Origin of the sequence: Streptomyces rhizoryzae (assembly GCF_023155275.1) — a bacterium.
In the GTDB taxonomy this organism is placed as follows: Bacteria; Actinomycetota; Actinomycetes; order Streptomycetales; family Streptomycetaceae; genus Streptomyces; species Streptomyces rhizoryzae.
Genome location: NZ_JALMUV010000007.1, coordinates 1 through 16,240, shown reverse-complemented (window position 1 = coordinate 16,240; position 16,240 = coordinate 1). Strand labels below are relative to the sequence as shown.

Below are 16,240 nucleotides of genomic sequence, written 5' to 3'. Positions count from 1 at the left end.
CATGGCTGCGAACGCGATCGACCAGACCCGCCGGATGCTGTCGCTGGTGACCTATCTGCGGGAGCGCCCCGGCGCCCGGGTCAGCGATGTGGCGCGGGCCTTCGGCATCACCGAGGACGAACTGATCGCCGACCTGGACGTGCTGCCGATGTGCGGTACGAGCTTCCGCGGCGGCGACCTGATGGACATCGACACCGACGGCGACCGGATCTGGTGGCACAACCCCGACGACGTCGCCGAGCCGCTGCGGCTGGCCGCCGACGAGGCCACCGCGCTGCTGGTCGCGGCCCGGGCGGTGGCCACCCTGCCGGGGCTGCGCGAGGGCGACCGGCAGGCGCTGCTGCGGGCCACCGCCAAGCTGGAGGCGGCGGCCGGCGAGGCGGCCGGGGCCAGCTCCCGGCTGGCGGTGACCTTCGAGTCCGAGGGCGGGGTCTTCGCCGACGTGGACCGCGCCATCGCCGAGCGGCGCCGGCTGTGGCTGCGCTACTACTCCCCGGCCCGCGACGAGCTGACCGAGCGCGAGGTGGACCCGATCCGGCTGTTCGCGGTCGGCCACACGTACATGGAGGCGTGGTGCCGGCTCTCCGAGGCCCGGCGCACCTTCCGGCTCGACCGGGTCGCCGAGATCCGGCTGCTGGACGCGCCCGCCGACCCGCCGCCGGTCGAGCTGCGGGACCTGTCCGAGGGGCTGGTGCAGCCCGCGGCCGGGGACCCCGAGGTCGCCATCGAGGTCGGGCCCGGCGGCCGCTGGGTGGCCGAGTACTACCCGCACGACAGCGCCGAGGAGCTGCCCGACGGCGGGCTGCGGATCACCCTGCGCACCCCGGACCCGGCGTCGCTGCGGCGGCTGGCGCTGCGGCTGGGCCGGGACGGCCGGATCGTGTCGCCGCCGGCGCTCGCCGAGAGCGCCCGGGAGGCGGCCCGGCAGGCGCTCGCGGCGTACGGCGCGTGAGCGCGGCCCGCGGGGACCGTGTGAAGGAGAGGTGGCCGAGGATGACGACCACGAGGACGGCGACCGCGCCGGCGGGCAGATCCGCGCCGGTGCGCTTCAAGGCGGCCTGCCCGGAGTGCCGGGGCCGTTTCGAACTGGCCTCGGACGCCTTCCGGCTGGCCATCGGCGCCAGCCGCCGCACCACCTTCTACGCCTTCACCTGCCCCGGCTGCGGGCGCGCGGTGCGCAAGCCGGCCGGGGAGCGGATCGTGGAGCTGCTCACCGGCGGCGGGGTGCGCACGCTGCGGCTGCACACCGGCTGACCGGCCGCGGCCGGCCGGCCCGATAGGCTCGGTCCATGCTGTGGCCCATGATCGCTGTCGCCCTAGGCTTCCTGGGGATCGCCGTGCTCGGCGTCCTCGCCGTCCGTGTCTTCGTCCAGGTGCGGCGGCTGGCCCGGGAGGTCGCGACGGCCAGCGAGCGGATCCAGCGGGCCGCACAGGACCTGGAGCGGGCCGCGGTGCCGCTCGCCTCCCGGATGCACGACGTGGGGCGCGACCGCGCCTGACACGTCGGCGCCCTGCTGCCGCGGACGCGGGGCAGGTAGGCTGCTGGGCGGTTCAGACGGTGCGGTGGTGCGGGCAATCCGCGGTATGCACGGGGATTGCCGGACGTTCACCGCCGAACGTTACGATCGAGGCACCACCAGGACGCCAGTCCGACCCCATCGGCAGGCACCACAGGAGACGCCGCCCCGGCGAGAAGGTAGTCGCACATGCTAGCCAACCTGAGGCTCCCCGAGATTCTGCTGATCATCGCCGTGATCTTTCTGCTGTTCGGCGCGAAGAAGCTCCCGGACATGGCGCGTTCGCTCGGCAAGTCGGCCCGCATCCTCAAGAGCGAGGCCAAGGCGATGAAGAAGGAGAGCGAGGCGGAGCGGTCGGCCGACGGCGGCACCGCGGGCCAGGCGCCCGCCGACGCGGCCCAGCAGGCAGCTCGTACGATTCAGTCGGCGCCCGGTGACGTGGCCAGCTCGCGCCCCGTGGCCGAGCCGAACCGCACCAACCAGAGCTGACCGAGCCGATCCGGCCGTACCGACCCCGTCGGTGCGGCTGACGCACGAGACGAGGAAGTGGGTTGCTCAAGTCTGCCCGCAAGCAGCAGAAGGACCCCGAGGGGCGGATGCCCCTCGCGGCACATCTGCGTGAGCTGCGCAACCGGCTGCTGAAATCGGTGCTGGCGATCCTCGTGGTCACCGTCATCGCCATGTGGCAGTACGAGCCGATCGCCCACTTCATCACCGGGCCGGTCATCGACGCGGTCGGCTGCCCCAGGGGCGGCCCGCCGATCGGCGCGCACCCGCACCCGTGCGCCCAGGTCACCGCGAACGGTGTCCTGGCGCCGTTCACGATCATGCTCAAGCTGTCGCTGACCGTGGGCCTGGTCCTGTCCAGCCCGCTGTGGCTCTACCAGCTCTGGGCGTTCCTCGCGCCCGGTCTGCACCGGCACGAGAAGAAGTACGCGCTCGGCTTCGTCGGCGCCGGCGTCCCGCTCTTCCTCGGCGGCGCCTACCTCGCCTACGCGGTCCTCCCGACGACCGCGGGCGCGCTGGTCGGCCTGACGCCCAGCGACTGGGCCAACCTCTTCCCCGCCGACGACTTCCTCGACATCGTCACGCGCATGGTGCTGGTCTTCGGCTTCTCCTTCGAGCTGCCGCTGCTGCTGGTGCTGCTCAACTTCGGCGGGGTGCTCACCGGCAAGCGGGTGCTGAGCTGGTGGCGGTTCATGGTGCTGGGCATCACGGTCTTCTCGGCGATCGCCACCCCGACCGGCGACCCGCTGACCATGTCGCTGCTGGCCGCGCCGATCGTGCTGCTGTACTTCGGCGCCGTGGGCATCTGCCTGTTCAACGACCGCCGGCGCCGGCTGGCCAACCCCGACCGGGAACTGGCCGACGACGAGGCGTCCGAGCTCGACCTGACCCCGGCCGAGGTCGGCGAGATCGAGCCGGTGGCGCCCAGCCGGATGCTGCCGGAGCAGTCCGCCGGGGACCGCGCGGACGGCGGCCGCCGCGGCTACGACGACGCGACCTGACGGCGACGTCCGAGAGGCTCACGGGACGGCCGGTGACGGTGGTGCCACGCCGTGTGAGCGCCTCCCGGGCCGGAGTCGGTGCGGCCCCCGCGCGCAGTGCGCCGGGGGCCGCCGCCGTGTCCGGGGCCGCTCCGGGCGGACCGGGCGGTGGGCCGGGTAAAGGGCCGCCATAAAGATCCGGTCGATGTCAGAGGCGGCCGGTAGGCTCGTAAGCACGATGACCGAGGACATGTCCCCTGCTGAGCGCTATGCCGCCGCCAAGCTCCGCGCGGCCGAGCAGGCCACCGCACTCGCGCCGTTCCGGGAGCTGTACGACTTCGCACTGGACCCGTACCAGATCGAGGCGTGCCAGGCCCTGGAGGGCGGGAAGGGTGTGCTGGTCGCCGCTCCCACCGGATCCGGCAAGACGATCGTCGGCGAGTTCGCCGTCCACCTGGCCCTGGCACAGGGCCGCAAATGCTTCTACACCACGCCCATCAAGGCGTTGTCCAACCAGAAGTTCCAGGATCTGGTCCGGCGCTACGGCCCCGAGAAGGTCGGTCTGCTGACCGGCGACAACAGCGTCAACGGCGACGCCCCGGTGATCGTGATGACCACCGAGGTGCTGCGCAACATGCTCTACGCGGGCTCGCAGTCGCTGGCCGGCCTGGGCTACGTGGTCATGGACGAGGTGCACTACCTCTCCGACCGGTTCCGCGGCGCGGTCTGGGAAGAGGTGATCATCCACCTCCCGGAGTCGGTGACGCTGGTGTCCCTGTCGGCGACGGTCTCCAACGCCGAGGAGTTCGGCGACTGGCTGGACACCGTCCGCGGCGACACCGAGGTGATCGTCTCCGAGCACCGCCCGGTCCCGCTGTGGCAGCACGTGCTGGCCGGCCGCCGGATCTACGACCTCTTCGAGGAGCGGGACGGCGCCACCGGCACCCGCCGGGAGGTCAACCCCGACCTGGAGCGGCTGGCCCGGATGGAGAACAGCCGGCCGACCTTCGGCCGGGACAAGCGGCGCGCCCGCACCATGCGGGAGGCGGACCGCGAGCGCGAGCGGCGGCAGCGCGCCCGGATCTGGACGCCGAGCCGGCCCGAGGTGATCGAGCGGCTGGACAACGAGGGACTGCTGCCCGCCATCACCTTCATCTTCAGCCGGGCCGGCTGCGAGGCGGCCGTCCAGCAGTGCCTGTACTCCGGCCTGCGGCTCAACGACGCGGAGGCCCGTGAGCAGGTCCGCCGGATAGTCGAGGCCCGTACGGCCGGCATCCCCGACGACGACCTGCACGTCCTGGGCTACTTCGAGTGGCTGGAGGGCCTGGAGCGGGGCATCGCGGCGCACCACGCCGGGATGCTCCCGACGTTCAAGGAGGTCGTCGAGGAGCTGTTCGTCAAGGGCCTGGTCAAGGCGGTCTTCGCGACCGAGACGCTGGCGCTGGGCATCAACATGCCGGCCCGCTCGGTGGTCCTGGAGAAGCTCGTCAAGTGGAACGGCGAGCAGCACGCCGACATCACCCCCGGCGAGTACACCCAGCTCACCGGCCGGGCCGGGCGGCGCGGCATCGACATCGAGGGCCACGCGGTGGTGTTGTGGCAGCGGGGGATGAATCCGGCCGCGCTGGCCGGTCTCGCCGGGACGCGGACGTACCCGCTGCGGTCCTCCTTCAAGCCGTCGTACAACATGGCGGTCAACCTCGTCTCGCAGTTCGGGCGGCACCGGTCGCGGGAGCTGCTGGAGATGTCGTTCGCGCAGTTCCAGGCCGACAGGTCGGTGGTCGGGATCACCCGCCAGGTGCAGCGCAACGAAGAGGGCCTGACCGGCTACCGCGAGGCGATGGTCTGCCACCTCGGCGACTTCGAGGAGTACTCCCGGCTGCGGCGGGAGCTGAAGGACCGGGAGTCCGAACTCGCCAAGCAGGGCGCGGCCCAGCGGCGGGCGGCGGCCGCCGCGGCGCTGGAGAAGCTCCGGCCCGGCGACGTCATCCACGTGCCGACGGGCAAGTACGCCGGGCTGGCGCTGGTGCTGGACCCGGGCATGCCCCCGGGCCGGACCAACGGCCACCGCGGCATGGACGCCCACGAGGGCCCCCGCCCGCTGGTGCTGACCGCCGAGCGGCAGGTCAAGCGGCTGGCGTCGATGGACTTCCCGGTGCCGGTGGCGGCCCTGGACCGGATGCGGATCCCGCGCAGCTTCAACGCCCGCAGCCCGCAGTCCCGCCGCGACCTGGCGTCCGCGCTGCGCACCAAGGCCGGCCACCTGGTGCCCTCCCGGCACCGCCGGCCCCGTGCCGAGGCGGCCGACGACCGCGAGATCGCCCGGCTGCGCAAGGCCATCCGCGCCCACCCCTGCCACGGCTGCGACGAGCGGGAGGACCACGCCCGCTGGGCGGAGCGCTACCACCGGCTGCTGCGGGACACCCGCCAGCTGGAGCGCCGGATCGAGGGCCGGACGAACACCATCGCCCGCACCTTCGACCGGATCTGCGCGCTGCTGACCGAGCTGGACTACCTCGAAGGCGACACCGTCACCGACGAGGGCCGCCGGCTGGCCCGGCTGTACGGCGAGCTGGACCTGCTGGCCAGCGAATGCCTGCGGGAGGGCGTCTGGGAGGGCCTGGGCCCCGCCGAGCTGGCGGCCTGCGCCTCCGCGCTGGTCTACGAGGCGCGGCAGGCGGACGACGCGGTGGCGCCCAAGCTGCCGGCCGGCAAGGCGCGGGACGCACTGGCCGAGATGGTGCACATCTGGGGCCGGCTGGACGCCCTGGAGGAGGAGCACCGGATCAGCCAGGCCGAAGGCGTCGGCCAGCGCGAGCCGGATCTGGGCTTCGCCTGGGCCGCCTACCGCTGGGCCTCGGGCTTCGGCCTGGACGAGGTGCTGGGCGAGGCGGACATGCCGGCCGGCGACTTCGTCCGCTGGTGCAAGCAACTGGTGGACGTCCTCGGGCAGATCGCGGCGGCGGCCCCGGCCGAGGGCACGGTGGCGCGGTCCGCGCGCAAGGCGATGGACGGGGTGCTGCGCGGCGTCGTGGCGTACTCCTCGGTGGGCTGACGGGCGGTCCGGCCGCCGGGCGGGTGCCCGGCGGCCGGACCCCGCCGCTACGACGCGGTGCGTGCGGCCGCGCCGGCCCGTTCCGCGTCGCGCTTGGCGACCTCCTCGCGGACCAGCGGGATGACGTACCGGCCGAAGTCGATGGCGTCGTCGAGCAGGTCGTAGCCGCGCGCGGAGAGGATGGTCACGCCGAGGTCGTAGTAGTCCAGCAGGGCCTGGGCGACGGTCTCGGGGGTGCCGACCAGGGCGGTGGAGTTGCCCGCCCCGCCGGTCTCCGCAGCGGTCGGCGTCCACAGCGCCCGGTCGTGCCGTTCGCCCCGGGCGGCGGCGGCCAGCAGCCGCTGGGAGCCGGCGTTCTGCGGGTGCGTCAGCGGGTGGCGGCGGCTGAGCGGGCCGCCGGCCTTGCGGGCCCGGATCCGCTCCAGGGTCCGGTGCGCCTTCTCCCAGGCCAGTTCCTCGGTGGGCGCGATGATCGGGCGGAACGCCACCTGGATCCGGGGCGGGTCGGTGCGGCCGGCCGCGGCGGCGGCCGCCTTGACCGAGGCGATCTGCTCGGCGGTCTGCGCGAGGGGTTCGCCCCACAGGCAGTAGATGTCCGCCTCGGCGCCGCCCGCCGCGTACGCCGCCGGGGAGGAGCCGCCGAACGACACCGGCGGGTGCGGCTGCTGGACGGGGAAGGTGTCGGAGACGAAGTCGTGGAAGCGGTAGTGGGCGCCTTCGTGGTCGAAGGGCTCGCGGTGCGTCCAGACCTTCTTGACGATCCGGATGTACTCGCGGGTGCGGGCGTAGCGCTCGTCCTTGGTGAGGGTGTCGCCCTCGCGGCGCTGCTCGTGGTCGTTGCCGCCGGTGATGAAGTGCACCGCGACCCGGCCGTCGCTGAGCCGGTCCAGGGTCGCGAAGGTCTTGGCGGCGAACGTCGGGTAGGAGACGTTGGGCCGGTGGGCGACCAGCAGTTGGAGCCGCTCGGTGCGGGCCGCGACGTAGGCGGCGGCGGGGGAGGGGTCGGGGGAGCCGGAGCCGTAGGCGAACAGGACCCGGTCCCAGCCGTACTGCTCGTGGGCGCGGGCCAGTGTGAGGGTGTAGTCCTTGTCGAAGGAGGCGCCGGAGCGCGGGGTGACTTCGGAGCCGTCGTGGGTGGCGGCTATGCCGAGGAACTCGACAGGCATGGGTGCGGCCTTCTTCTCGTGACAGGTGCGCGGGTGGTGGGGTGCGGACGAGAAGTCAGCGGCAACAGGAAGCGGACCACACCCGACCGAAGTCGATGTGGTCGCGGGTGACCAGCCGTTGCCGAGGGCGCATGGAGCCAGTGGAGCAGGCGGATCCATGCGCCGTCAACCAATTCCCGGGCGGGCACGTCCCGGGCGGGGCGGGCCGGTTCGCGGCGGGTGCGTGCCTGCGGGGCAACAACGGGCCTGCTGTGTACGGGAGTTGCTGCTCCGTCTCCCGCCGGCCCGGCCGTGCCGGGTGCCGGCCGCGCGGTTACGGGCGCGCGGCGGCGGCCGCCGGCGTGCCGGTCCGCCGGACCCGGAGGCGTACCGCGCCGCGCAGGGCGAGGAAGAGCAGGACGCTGATCGGGGAGAGCAGGATGGTCAGCACCAGCAGCGGGGCCATCACCAGGGGGTGGATGCCCAGGGCGCGGGCCTCGCGGTACATCCACTGGCCGAGGAAGAGGTCCCAGGCGATCAGCTGCGCCCAGATCGCGCCGGCCCCGCCGCCGAGGGCCAGCAGCTCCTGGAAGCCGGCCAGGTCCGGACGGCTCACCGCCGCCCACAGCTGCGGGAAGACCGGTACCGCCAGCGCGAGGTAGACCCCGATGACCGGCACCATCGGCAGCGGCGAGGCCGCGATCCGGTCGGTGAGGCGCCGGCCGGGAGCGAGGATCAGCAGCGCCCAGAATGGGGCGGCGAGGGTGAACGCCAGGGTGAAGAGGGTGTGCTCGGTCATGCGATCGGCTCCGGGGCGGGGACGGGGCGGGGGCGGTCGGTGCGGGGGGCGCGCAGGGCGGCGAGGGCGCCGGCCGCGGTCGCACTGGCCAGGACGGCCAGTGCGGTGAGGGTGGGCGCGTCGGGGCGGAGCAGGGCCTGGCCGCGCAGCGCCTGCCAGGTGACCAGGGCCAGCAGTCCGCCGAGGAACCCGGCCGCGGTGACGACCAGCCGCAGCCGTACCCGCTCGTCGCGCAGCCGGGCCCGGCGGCGGGCCAGCGCCTCGATCCCGTAAAGGAACAGCGGCAGGGCCTGGAGGGCGTGCATGCCCACGAAGTGCGGGACGCGCAGATCGCCGCCGGTGGTGTTCCAGCCGGTCAGCGGCATGCTGGGGCCGCCGTCGGGGATGCCGACGCTGTGCGCGCCGATCACGGTGGGGACGATTCCGGCGGCCTGCTGGGCCTGCTGCTCCGGGGTGGGCAGCAGCATCAGTCCGCCGACCAGCAGGCCGGCCAGGGCGAGCAGCGCGCCCAGCCGGATCGCCCAGGTGGTGGGGCGGTCGCCGAGGCGGGCCCGGAAGAGCACCACGGCGATCACCAGCGTGGCGAGCCAGAGGGCCGTGATGGTGCCGCCCATGGCCTGGAACAGGGCCCGGTCCAGCGGGGTTTCGACGTCGAAGTGGCTGCGCCGGCCGCGCAGGGTCTGGCCGACGATGATCGACATCTCGATGAGCCCGGTGACCGCGACGGTGTGCGCGGCCCAGGTGCCGGCCCGGCTGCGCCCGGGGCGGCGGGACAGCATCCAGGCCAGCGCCAGCCCGTAGGCGGCGAACGAGACGGAGAACTTGAACGGCTTACGCGAGGTGCTGGCCGCCGTGGACACCCCGGGCGGGGCGGTGCACAAGGTGCTCGGCGCGGCGCACGACGCGATCACGCCGGTGCCCGCGGCCCGTCCCGAGGGGCTGCCGGACGCCCGCCGGGCGGTCGCCGGCCTGATCGCCCGGCGCGGCTGGCAGGTCGGGGCGGACCACCCGGCGGCGGAGGCGATGGCGGTGGCGCTGGCCGCCTTCCGGGACGTCGGGCAGGGCGCGTTCGAGGAGGTCTTCGACGACTACGCGGAGGCGTGCGAGCGGATCGCCGGCGCCGATCTGGCGTACGTCGGGCGCCACGCGGAGGTGGACGAACTGGTGGAGAGCGTGGTCGTGGGGACCGTGCTCGGCGACGCGGTGCTCACCGCGATGCGGCGGCTGGCCCACGCCGACCGCTCGGCGCGGCATTTCGGGTGGCGCCCGGAGGAGGACCCGCGAGGCGAGGACGGGCCGGATACGGCACCGGGCGGCGCGGGCCCGTCGTGAGCCGCGCCGCCTCGGGGGTGGTGGCCGGTCAGGCGGCCGGGGCGGGCTCCTGCTCGGCCTCGACCTGCTCGTTCCAGGCGCGCTTGCCGGCCTGCCAGCCGTCCTCGTCGTGGCCGGCGCGCCAGTAGCCGGAGATCGACAGCGCCTCGCGCGGGACCGCGTGCTCGACGCGGAGCAGCCGGCGCAGCTCCTTCACGCAGCCCGCCTCGCCGTGCACGAACGCCTGGAGCCGGCCGGCCGGGAAGTCCAGCGCCCGTACGGCGGCGACCAGTTCGCGGCCGACCGGGGCGGTGCCGCGGTGGAGCCAGGTGATCCGGGCGCCGGGCGGGGCGGTCAGCTCCTGGCGCTCCTCGGGGCCGGCCACCTCGATGAAGGCGTGCACCACGGCACCGGCCGGCATCCGCTCCAGCGCCGCCGCCAGGGCCGGCAGCGCGCTCTCGTCGCCGGCGAGCAGGTGCCAGTCGGCCTCCGGGTCCGGGGCGTAGGCGCCGCCGGGGCCGAGGAACATGATCTCGTCGCCCGGCCGGGCGGCCGCCGCCCACGGGCCGGCCAGCCCCGCGTCGCCGTGCACGACGAAGTCCACGGTCAGCTCCCGGGCGTCCGGGTCCCAGGCGCGCACGGTGTACGTACGGGTCCGCGGCCACTGGTCGCGCGGCAGGTCGGCCCGGATGCGGCCCATGTCGAACGGCTCGGGGTAGCGGACGTGCGGCAGCGGGAAGACCAGCTTGACGTAGTGGTCGGTGTACTGGCCCGCCTCGAACGCCGCCAGTCCGTCGCCGCCCAGGACCACGCGCACCATGTGCGGGGTGAGCCGCTCGGTGCGCCGCACCCGGGCGCGGTGCAGTGTGGGCGTTCTGCGGGCCGGTCGCTCTGCTGCCACGGTTCGTCTCCCCTGACGCGGACGGGGGCGGGGCGCGCCCGTGGGGGCGGACCCCGCCTCTTAGGTTTACCTAACCTAACAGTTCACCGCCCGAGCGCGCCCAGCAAGCGCTGCAATGCGCCACCCAGGCCCCAGCGGGCCGCCAGCACCTCCAGCCGCTCGGGGTCGGCCGGTTCGGCGGGCAGCGCGAGGGGCACCTCCGGCAGCGGCACGTCGTCCGCCACCCGGACCACCTTGGGCGCGACCGCCAGGTAGGGCAGCGCCTCGGTGATCCGCCGGCGCTGCGCCGGGGTGAGCCGGGACGCCGGGTCCTCGGCCGCGGCGATGATGCCGGCCAGGCTGCCATAGGCGTCCAGCAGCTTCGCGGCGGTCTTCTCGCCGATGCCCGGGACGCCCGGCAGGCCGTCGCTGGGGTCGCCGCGCAGCAGCGCCAGGTCCGCGTAACCGGGGCCGTCCACGCCGTACTTCTCGCGCAGCAGCGCCCCGTCGGTGACCTGGAGGGTGCCGACGCCCTTGAGGGGGTACAGCACGCGGACGCCGCGGGCGTCGTCGACGAGCTGGAAGAGGTCGCGGTCGCCGGTGACGATGTCGACCGGGCCCGCCGCCCGCCCGGCCAGGGTGCCGATGATGTCGTCGGCCTCGTAGCCGGGGGCGCCGATCCGCGCGATGCCCAGGGCGTCCAGCACCTCCTCGATCACCGGGACCTGCGGTGAGAGGGTGTCCGGGATCTCCTCCGCGTCCGGCGCGGCCGATCCGGCGGGGGCCTCCTCGGCGACCCGGTGCGCCTTGTAGGACGGGATCAGCTCGACCCGCCACCGGGGGCGCCAGTCGACGTCCATGCAGGCGGCCAGGTCGTCGGGGCGGTGGTCCTGGACGAGCCGGGCGATGAAGTCCAGCAGCCCGCGCACCGCGTTCACCGGTGTGCCGTCCGGGGCCCTGACCGATTCCGGCACCCCGAAGTAGGCGCGGAAGTAGAGGGAGGCGGTGTCGAGGAGCATCAGGCGTCGAGTCACACCCCGCATGATGCCGTACGCCCCGAAACGCGCCGCCGGTGTGACGTGAATCACCGATGTGTTTGCGCCGGGTGAAGCCGGGCAGGCGGGCAGCCGGAGCGGACTCCGATGAGTTTTCAACTTTTCACCGGTGAAGACGAGCCGAACTCGTCCCGCACCACGACCTGCCGGCCCATCGGTCAGGCCCCCCAGGGGTGGCAGGTCGTTTCTCGTGCGACAAGAGAGGTATATGTGTCCAGGCTGCAAGCCGAGCGCCTCTACAAGGTGTTCGGCAGACGACCCGAGGACGCGGTCCGCAGACTCCAGGCCGGTGCCGGCCGGGACGAACTGCGGTCCGAAGGCACCACCGCCGCCGTGATCGACGCCTCCATCGAGGTGGACGAGGGCCAGATCTTCGTGGTCATGGGGCTGTCCGGATCCGGCAAGTCCACGCTGCTGCGCATGCTCAACGGGCTGCTGGAGCCGACCTCGGGCGCCGTCCGCTTCGACGGCCAGGACCTCACCTCGCTCAGCGCCAAGGAACTGCGCGCCGTCCGGTCCCACAAGATCTCCATGGTCTTCCAGCACTTCGCGCTCTTCCCGCACCGCAGCGTGCTGGAGAACGCCGCCTACGGCCTGGAGGTCCAGGGCGTCGCGCGCGCCGAACGGGAGCGGCGCGCGACCGAGGCCCTGGAGCTCGCCGGCCTCAAGGGCTGGGAGAAGTCCTGGCCGGACGAGCTGTCCGGCGGTATGCAGCAGCGGGTCGGCCTGGCCCGCGCGCTGGCCACCGACGCCGACCTGCTGCTGATGGACGAGTCCTTCAGCGCGCTCGACCCGCTGATCCGCCGCGATATGCAGGACCAGCTGCTGGAGCTCCAGAAGACGCTGAAGAAGACCATCGTCTTCATCACCCACGACCTCAACGAGGCGATGCGGCTCGGCGACCGGATCGCGGTGATGCGCGACGGCCGGATCGTGCAGACCGGCAGCGCCGAGGACATCCTCGTCCGGCCCGCCAACGACTACGTCGCCTCCTTCATCCAGGACGTCGACCGCAGCCGAGTGCTGACCGCCGGTGCGGTGATGACCGAGGTCGGCGCCGTCCTGGGGATGACCGCACCGGACGGCACCACGCTGTCCACCGCCGCCGAGTTCCGGGCCGCCGCGCCCGCCACCGTCGGCACCGGCACCCCGCTCGCCGACCTGTTCACCGCCTGCTCGGCCGGCGGCGTACCGGTCGCGGTCACCGACGAGCACGGCGAACTGGCCGGCGCGGTCACCGCCGAGCGGCTGCTGGCCGTCCTCGGCGAGTCCGGCGGGCCGAAGCCGGCCGCCGGGGTGCCCGCGCAGCCCGGCCCGGCCGACGCGTCCGCGCCCGCCGCCGGGAACGGGGGGACGGTGACCACCGGTGCCTAGGATCCAGATAGGCAGCTGGGCGAACGACGCCGTCAACTGGCTGCGGGACAACCTCGACTGGCTGTTCAACCTCATCACCACGGTCCTCAACGGCCTCTACACCGCCATCCACACCGTCCTCGCGGCCCCCGAGCCGCTGGTCCTGGCCGGCATCCTCGCGGTGCTCGCCTGGTGGCTGCGCGGGCTGCCGGCCGCGGTCCTCACCTTCCTCGGCTTCGCGCTGATCGACTCCATCCAGCAGTGGGGACCGACCATCGAGTCGCTCTCGCTGGTGCTGGTGGCCTGCCTGATCACCGTGGTGGTCGCGGTGCCGCTGGGCATCTGGGCGGCCCGCAGCCGGATCGTCGGCGGCATCCTGCGCCCGGTCCTGGACCTGATGCAGACCATGCCGGCGATGGTCTACCTCATCCCCGGCATCCTCTTCTTCGGCCTCGGTGTCGTCCCCGGCATCGTCGCCACCATCGTCTTCTCCATGCCGCCCGCGGTCCGGATGACCGAACTGGGCATCCGGCAGGTGGACGGGGAACTGGTCGAGGCGGCCGAGGCGTTCGGCACACCCCCGCGGCGCACCCTCTTCCGGGTGCAGCTGCCGCTGGCGCTGCCCACGATCATGGCCGGTATCAACCAGGTCATCATGCTCGCGCTGTCCATGGTCGTGATCGCCGGCATGGTCGGCGGCGGCGGCCTCGGCGCCTCCGTCTACAACGCGATCAGCTCGGTCAACGTCGCCCTGGGCGCCGAGGCCGGCCTCGCGGTGGTCATCCTCGCCATGTACCTGGACCGGATGACCGGCGCGCTCAACCAGCGGGTCTCGCCGCTCGGCCGGCGGGCGCTGGCCAAGGCGCAGGCGGCGCTCGGCCACTGGAAGTTCCTCCAGTGGCGGCCCGCCACCTCGGTGGCCATGGTCGGCGTCGTCGTCCTCGCGCTGCTGGCCGGCGGGATGAGCTACCTGGACCGGAACGGCGGCGGCGCCGCGGGTGGCGGCAACGGCAAGCCGATCACCCTCGGCTACGTCAACTGGGACGAGGGCAAGGCCACCACCTACCTCTGGAAGGAGATCCTGGAGGAGCGCGGCTACAAGCCCAAGGTCCAGGCGCTGGAGGCCGGCCCGCTCTTCGCCGGCCAGGCCCGCGGCGACATCGACGTGCAGACCAACGCCTGGCTGCCGGTCACCCACGCCGAGTACTGGAAGAAGTACCGGGACCAGCTGGAGGACCTCGGCACCTGGTACGACAAGACCTCCCTGGAGATCGCCGTCCCGTCGTACGTCAAGGACGTCAAGACGCTCGACGATCTCAAGGGGAAGAGCGCCGAGTTCGGCGGGAAGATCACCGGCATCGAGCCCGGCGCCGGCGAGATGAAGATCCTCAAGGACAAGGTCCTGCCGGAGTACGGCCTGACCGGCCAGTACCGGGTCCAGGAGTCCAGCACGGCGTCCATGCTGAGCGAGCTGGACCGGGCCGTCCACCGGAAGAAGCCCATCGCGGTCACCCTGTGGTCCCCGCACTGGGCGTACGACAAGTACCCGCTCACCAAGCTCAAGGACCCCAAGGGCGCGTTCGGTTCCGGCGACGGGCTGCACATGCTGGGCCGCAAGGGCTTCCGCAAGGACATGCCCGAGGTCGCCAGGTGGATGGAGAACTTCCACCTCGACGAGAAGCAGCTCACCAGCCTGGAGAACGACATCACGTCGGCCGGTGAGGGCCACGAGCAGGATGGCGTCCGCACCTGGCTGAAGAAGAACCCCGGCCTCGTCGAGAAGATCGCCCCGTCCGCGCACGCCACGTACGCCAAGGGCCAGGACGCCGGCAAGGCCCCCAACATCGGCTACCCGGCCTGGGACGAGGGCATCGCCACCGCCTACCTCTGGAAGAACGTCCTGGAGAAGCGCGGCTACCACCCCAACCTGCGCAACCTCGACGTCGGACCGATGTGGACCGGCCTGTCCGCCGGGCAGATCGACGTGGAGACCGACGGCTGGCTGCCGGTCGCCCAGAAGCAGTACTGGGACCGGTACAAGGACGACCTCACCGACGTCGGGGCCTGGTACGACAAGACCTCCCTGGAGATCGCCGTCCCCTCGTACGTCAAGGACGTCAAGACCATGGACGACCTGCGGACGCACAAGGACGAGTTCAAGGGCAAGATCATCGGCATCGAGCCGGGCACCGGTGAGATGCAGCGCCTGAAGAGCACCGTGCTGCCCGCCTACGGCCTGTCGGACTTCCAGGTCACCTCGGCCGGCACCAGCGCCATGCTCGCCGAACTGGACCGCGCCTACCACAACCACGAACCGATCGCGGTCGTGCTGTGGTCGCCGCACTGGGCGTACAGCAAGTACCACCTCACCAAGCTCGCCGACCCCAAGGGCACCTGGGGCGCCAACAACCAGATCAAGACCCTCGGCAACAAGAGCTTCCCGAAGAAGTTCCCGGAGTTCGCCGGCTGGCTGAAGAACTGGAAGATGACGCCCGACGAGCTCGGCAGCCTGGAGCAGGACATCCAGGACGCCGGAAAGGGCAACGAGGACAAGGGCGTCGAGAAGTGGATCGGCGACCACCCCGGCATCGTGGACAAGATGGCCCCCGTGAAATAGCCCGCCCCGCGGGCACCTGGCGCGCCCCGCCCCGGCACCGGCCGGCGGCGGGGCGCGCCGCCGTACGCCCCCGGCGACGGCCCCCGCCACCTGGCCGGACGCGCCCGGCTGGCCGCCCGCGGCGCCCGGTGGTTCGCTCGGCCGTGGGCCGGCGTCCGTCCCCGGCGGCCGCAGCGGCCGCGGCCGGCCCGGGAGCTGACAGTGAAGCCTGCGCGCCCGGCCGCCGCCGCCCTGCTCGGCCTCCTCGCGCTCACCGCGGCCGCACCGCCGGCTCGCGCCGGAACCGTCCCCGGCCCCGTCGTGGCCGGTGAACGGGTCAGCATCACCGACGGCGGACGCTGCGGTTCCGTCCCGGCGGCCACCGCCCGCTCCGACCTGTTCGGCTCCGTTCCCCTGCGCCCCGGCGCCCGGGGCCTGGCCGCCGACGTCCCCGTCGCCGAGGAGACCGAACCGGGCCGCTACCGCATCACGATCGACTGCGGCCCGTCCGGTCCGCACCACGTGCTGACCGTAACGGTCACGGAAGGCCGCCCCGAGGGCGTGGGCGCGGCCCAAGCGGCGGGCGGCCTGGTGCTGTTGGCGTTGGCGGGCGTCGCGGCGTATCGCCTACGGCGGTGAGCCCCTACGTTTTTGGCTTTCCCGCCGTGCGCCTGGCGGCGGGGCTGATTCCCACGTTGTCGGCTTTCTCGCCGTGGGGGTTCTTTCGTGTGCGCCTGCGGCGCGTTGCGTTTCCGCTGCGCGGGGCTGTGGGGTGCGGTGACGGGTCTGCGGGGGTGGTGTGCCGGACTGCTTCGCTTTACGTCCGGCACACCACCCCCTCCGGCCCGTCCCCTCCCGTTGGGGTCAGTTGTCAGGTGGGTGCGGGTTGTGTGTTGCGGGTGAGCGCTCGTGCATGGGTGAGGGCCCGCAGGGGACCACCGGCCTCAGCCCCCGATCACCTCTTTCATGTCCCACCTCGGGAGGGGGCGGGTCTGTGGGGTGGGGGGTGTTCGGACGTAAAGCGAAGCAGTCCGAACACCCC

The 16,240-nt window shown here is 73.2% G+C and carries 15 protein-coding genes; 10 read left to right on the top strand and 5 right to left on the bottom strand.

Going from position 1 to position 16,240, the window contains the following annotated elements; all coding sequences use genetic code 11:
- The first annotated feature begins 1 nt into the window (after position 1).
- From MUU72_RS08300 to MUU72_RS08275, 6 genes are all read left to right on the top strand, one after another.
- Positions 2-952 (top strand): helix-turn-helix transcriptional regulator, encoded by a 951-nt coding sequence (locus MUU72_RS08300; protein ID WP_248012502.1) that lies wholly within the window; start codon positions 2-4, stop codon positions 950-952.
- A 41-nt stretch (positions 953-993) separates the two neighbouring features.
- Entirely contained in the window at positions 994-1,254 is a 261-nt protein-coding gene (locus tag MUU72_RS08295) for a hypothetical protein (RefSeq protein WP_248012501.1), read from the top strand.
- A 35-nt stretch (positions 1,255-1,289) separates the two neighbouring features.
- Complete coding sequence (locus tag MUU72_RS08290) at positions 1,290-1,499, top strand: hypothetical protein (RefSeq protein ID WP_248012500.1); 210 nt, start codon at positions 1,290-1,292, stop codon at positions 1,497-1,499.
- Between the two features lie 207 nt (positions 1,500-1,706).
- Entirely contained in the window at positions 1,707-2,006 is a 300-nt protein-coding gene (gene tatA / locus MUU72_RS08285) for a Sec-independent protein translocase subunit TatA (RefSeq protein WP_248012499.1), read from the top strand.
- Between the two features lie 62 nt (positions 2,007-2,068).
- Entirely contained in the window at positions 2,069-3,025 is a 957-nt protein-coding gene (gene tatC, locus MUU72_RS08280) for a twin-arginine translocase subunit TatC (protein WP_248012498.1), read from the top strand.
- Between the two features lie 217 nt (positions 3,026-3,242).
- Positions 3,243-6,059, top strand: coding sequence for a DEAD/DEAH box helicase (locus MUU72_RS08275; RefSeq protein ID WP_248012497.1), 2,817 nt, complete (start codon positions 3,243-3,245; stop codon positions 6,057-6,059).
- Between the two features lie 47 nt (positions 6,060-6,106).
- Here MUU72_RS08275 and MUU72_RS08270 read toward each other — a convergent pair whose 3' ends face one another.
- The 3 genes from MUU72_RS08270 to MUU72_RS08260 form a co-directional block, all read right to left on the bottom strand.
- Complete coding sequence (locus MUU72_RS08270) at positions 6,107-7,225, bottom strand: LLM class flavin-dependent oxidoreductase (RefSeq protein ID WP_248012496.1); 1,119 nt, start codon at positions 7,223-7,225, stop codon at positions 6,107-6,109.
- A 313-nt stretch (positions 7,226-7,538) separates the two neighbouring features.
- Positions 7,539-8,003 carry an ABA4-like family protein gene (locus MUU72_RS08265; RefSeq protein WP_248012495.1) on the bottom strand — a complete coding sequence of 155 codons (465 nt, stop codon included), beginning with the start codon at positions 8,001-8,003 and terminating at the stop codon, positions 7,539-7,541.
- On the bottom strand, positions 8,000-8,863 hold the full coding sequence (locus tag MUU72_RS08260) for a hypothetical protein (RefSeq protein ID WP_248012494.1): 864 nt from the start codon (positions 8,861-8,863) through the stop codon (positions 8,000-8,002). Before MUU72_RS08260 ends, MUU72_RS08265 begins: the two co-directional genes overlap by 4 nt.
- Between MUU72_RS08260 and MUU72_RS08255 the strand changes: the two genes are divergently transcribed.
- The gene (locus MUU72_RS08255; protein WP_248012493.1) at positions 8,856-9,335 is read left to right on the top strand and encodes a MerR family transcriptional regulator; all 480 of its coding nucleotides are present in this window, start codon (positions 8,856-8,858) and stop codon (positions 9,333-9,335) included. The genes MUU72_RS08260 and MUU72_RS08255 overlap by 8 nt on opposite strands.
- A gap of 28 nt (positions 9,336-9,363) precedes the next feature.
- Here MUU72_RS08255 and MUU72_RS08250 read toward each other — a convergent pair whose 3' ends face one another.
- The gene (locus MUU72_RS08250) at positions 9,364-10,215 is read right to left on the bottom strand and encodes a siderophore-interacting protein (protein ID WP_248012492.1); all 852 of its coding nucleotides are present in this window, start codon (positions 10,213-10,215) and stop codon (positions 9,364-9,366) included.
- Positions 10,216-10,298: 83 nt separating this feature from the next.
- Positions 10,299-11,213: a 5'-3' exonuclease gene (locus tag MUU72_RS08245; protein WP_248012645.1), complete on the bottom strand. Its 915-nt coding sequence runs from the start codon at positions 11,211-11,213 to the stop codon at positions 10,299-10,301.
- Between the two features lie 246 nt (positions 11,214-11,459).
- On the opposite strand from MUU72_RS08245, the gene MUU72_RS08240 reads away from it, so the two are divergent.
- From MUU72_RS08240 to MUU72_RS08230, 3 genes are all read left to right on the top strand, one after another.
- Positions 11,460-12,623, top strand: coding sequence for a quaternary amine ABC transporter ATP-binding protein (locus MUU72_RS08240; protein ID WP_248012491.1), 1,164 nt, complete (start codon positions 11,460-11,462; stop codon positions 12,621-12,623).
- A complete protein-coding gene (locus tag MUU72_RS08235) occupies positions 12,616-15,219 on the top strand; it encodes an ABC transporter permease/substrate binding protein (RefSeq protein ID WP_248012490.1) in 2,604 nt (867 codons plus the stop codon). Before MUU72_RS08240 ends, MUU72_RS08235 begins: the two co-directional genes overlap by 8 nt.
- 201 nt (positions 15,220-15,420) lie before the next feature.
- On the top strand, positions 15,421-15,837 hold the full coding sequence (locus MUU72_RS08230; protein WP_248012489.1) for a hypothetical protein: 417 nt from the start codon (positions 15,421-15,423) through the stop codon (positions 15,835-15,837).
- Positions 15,838-16,240: the final 403 nt, after the last annotated feature.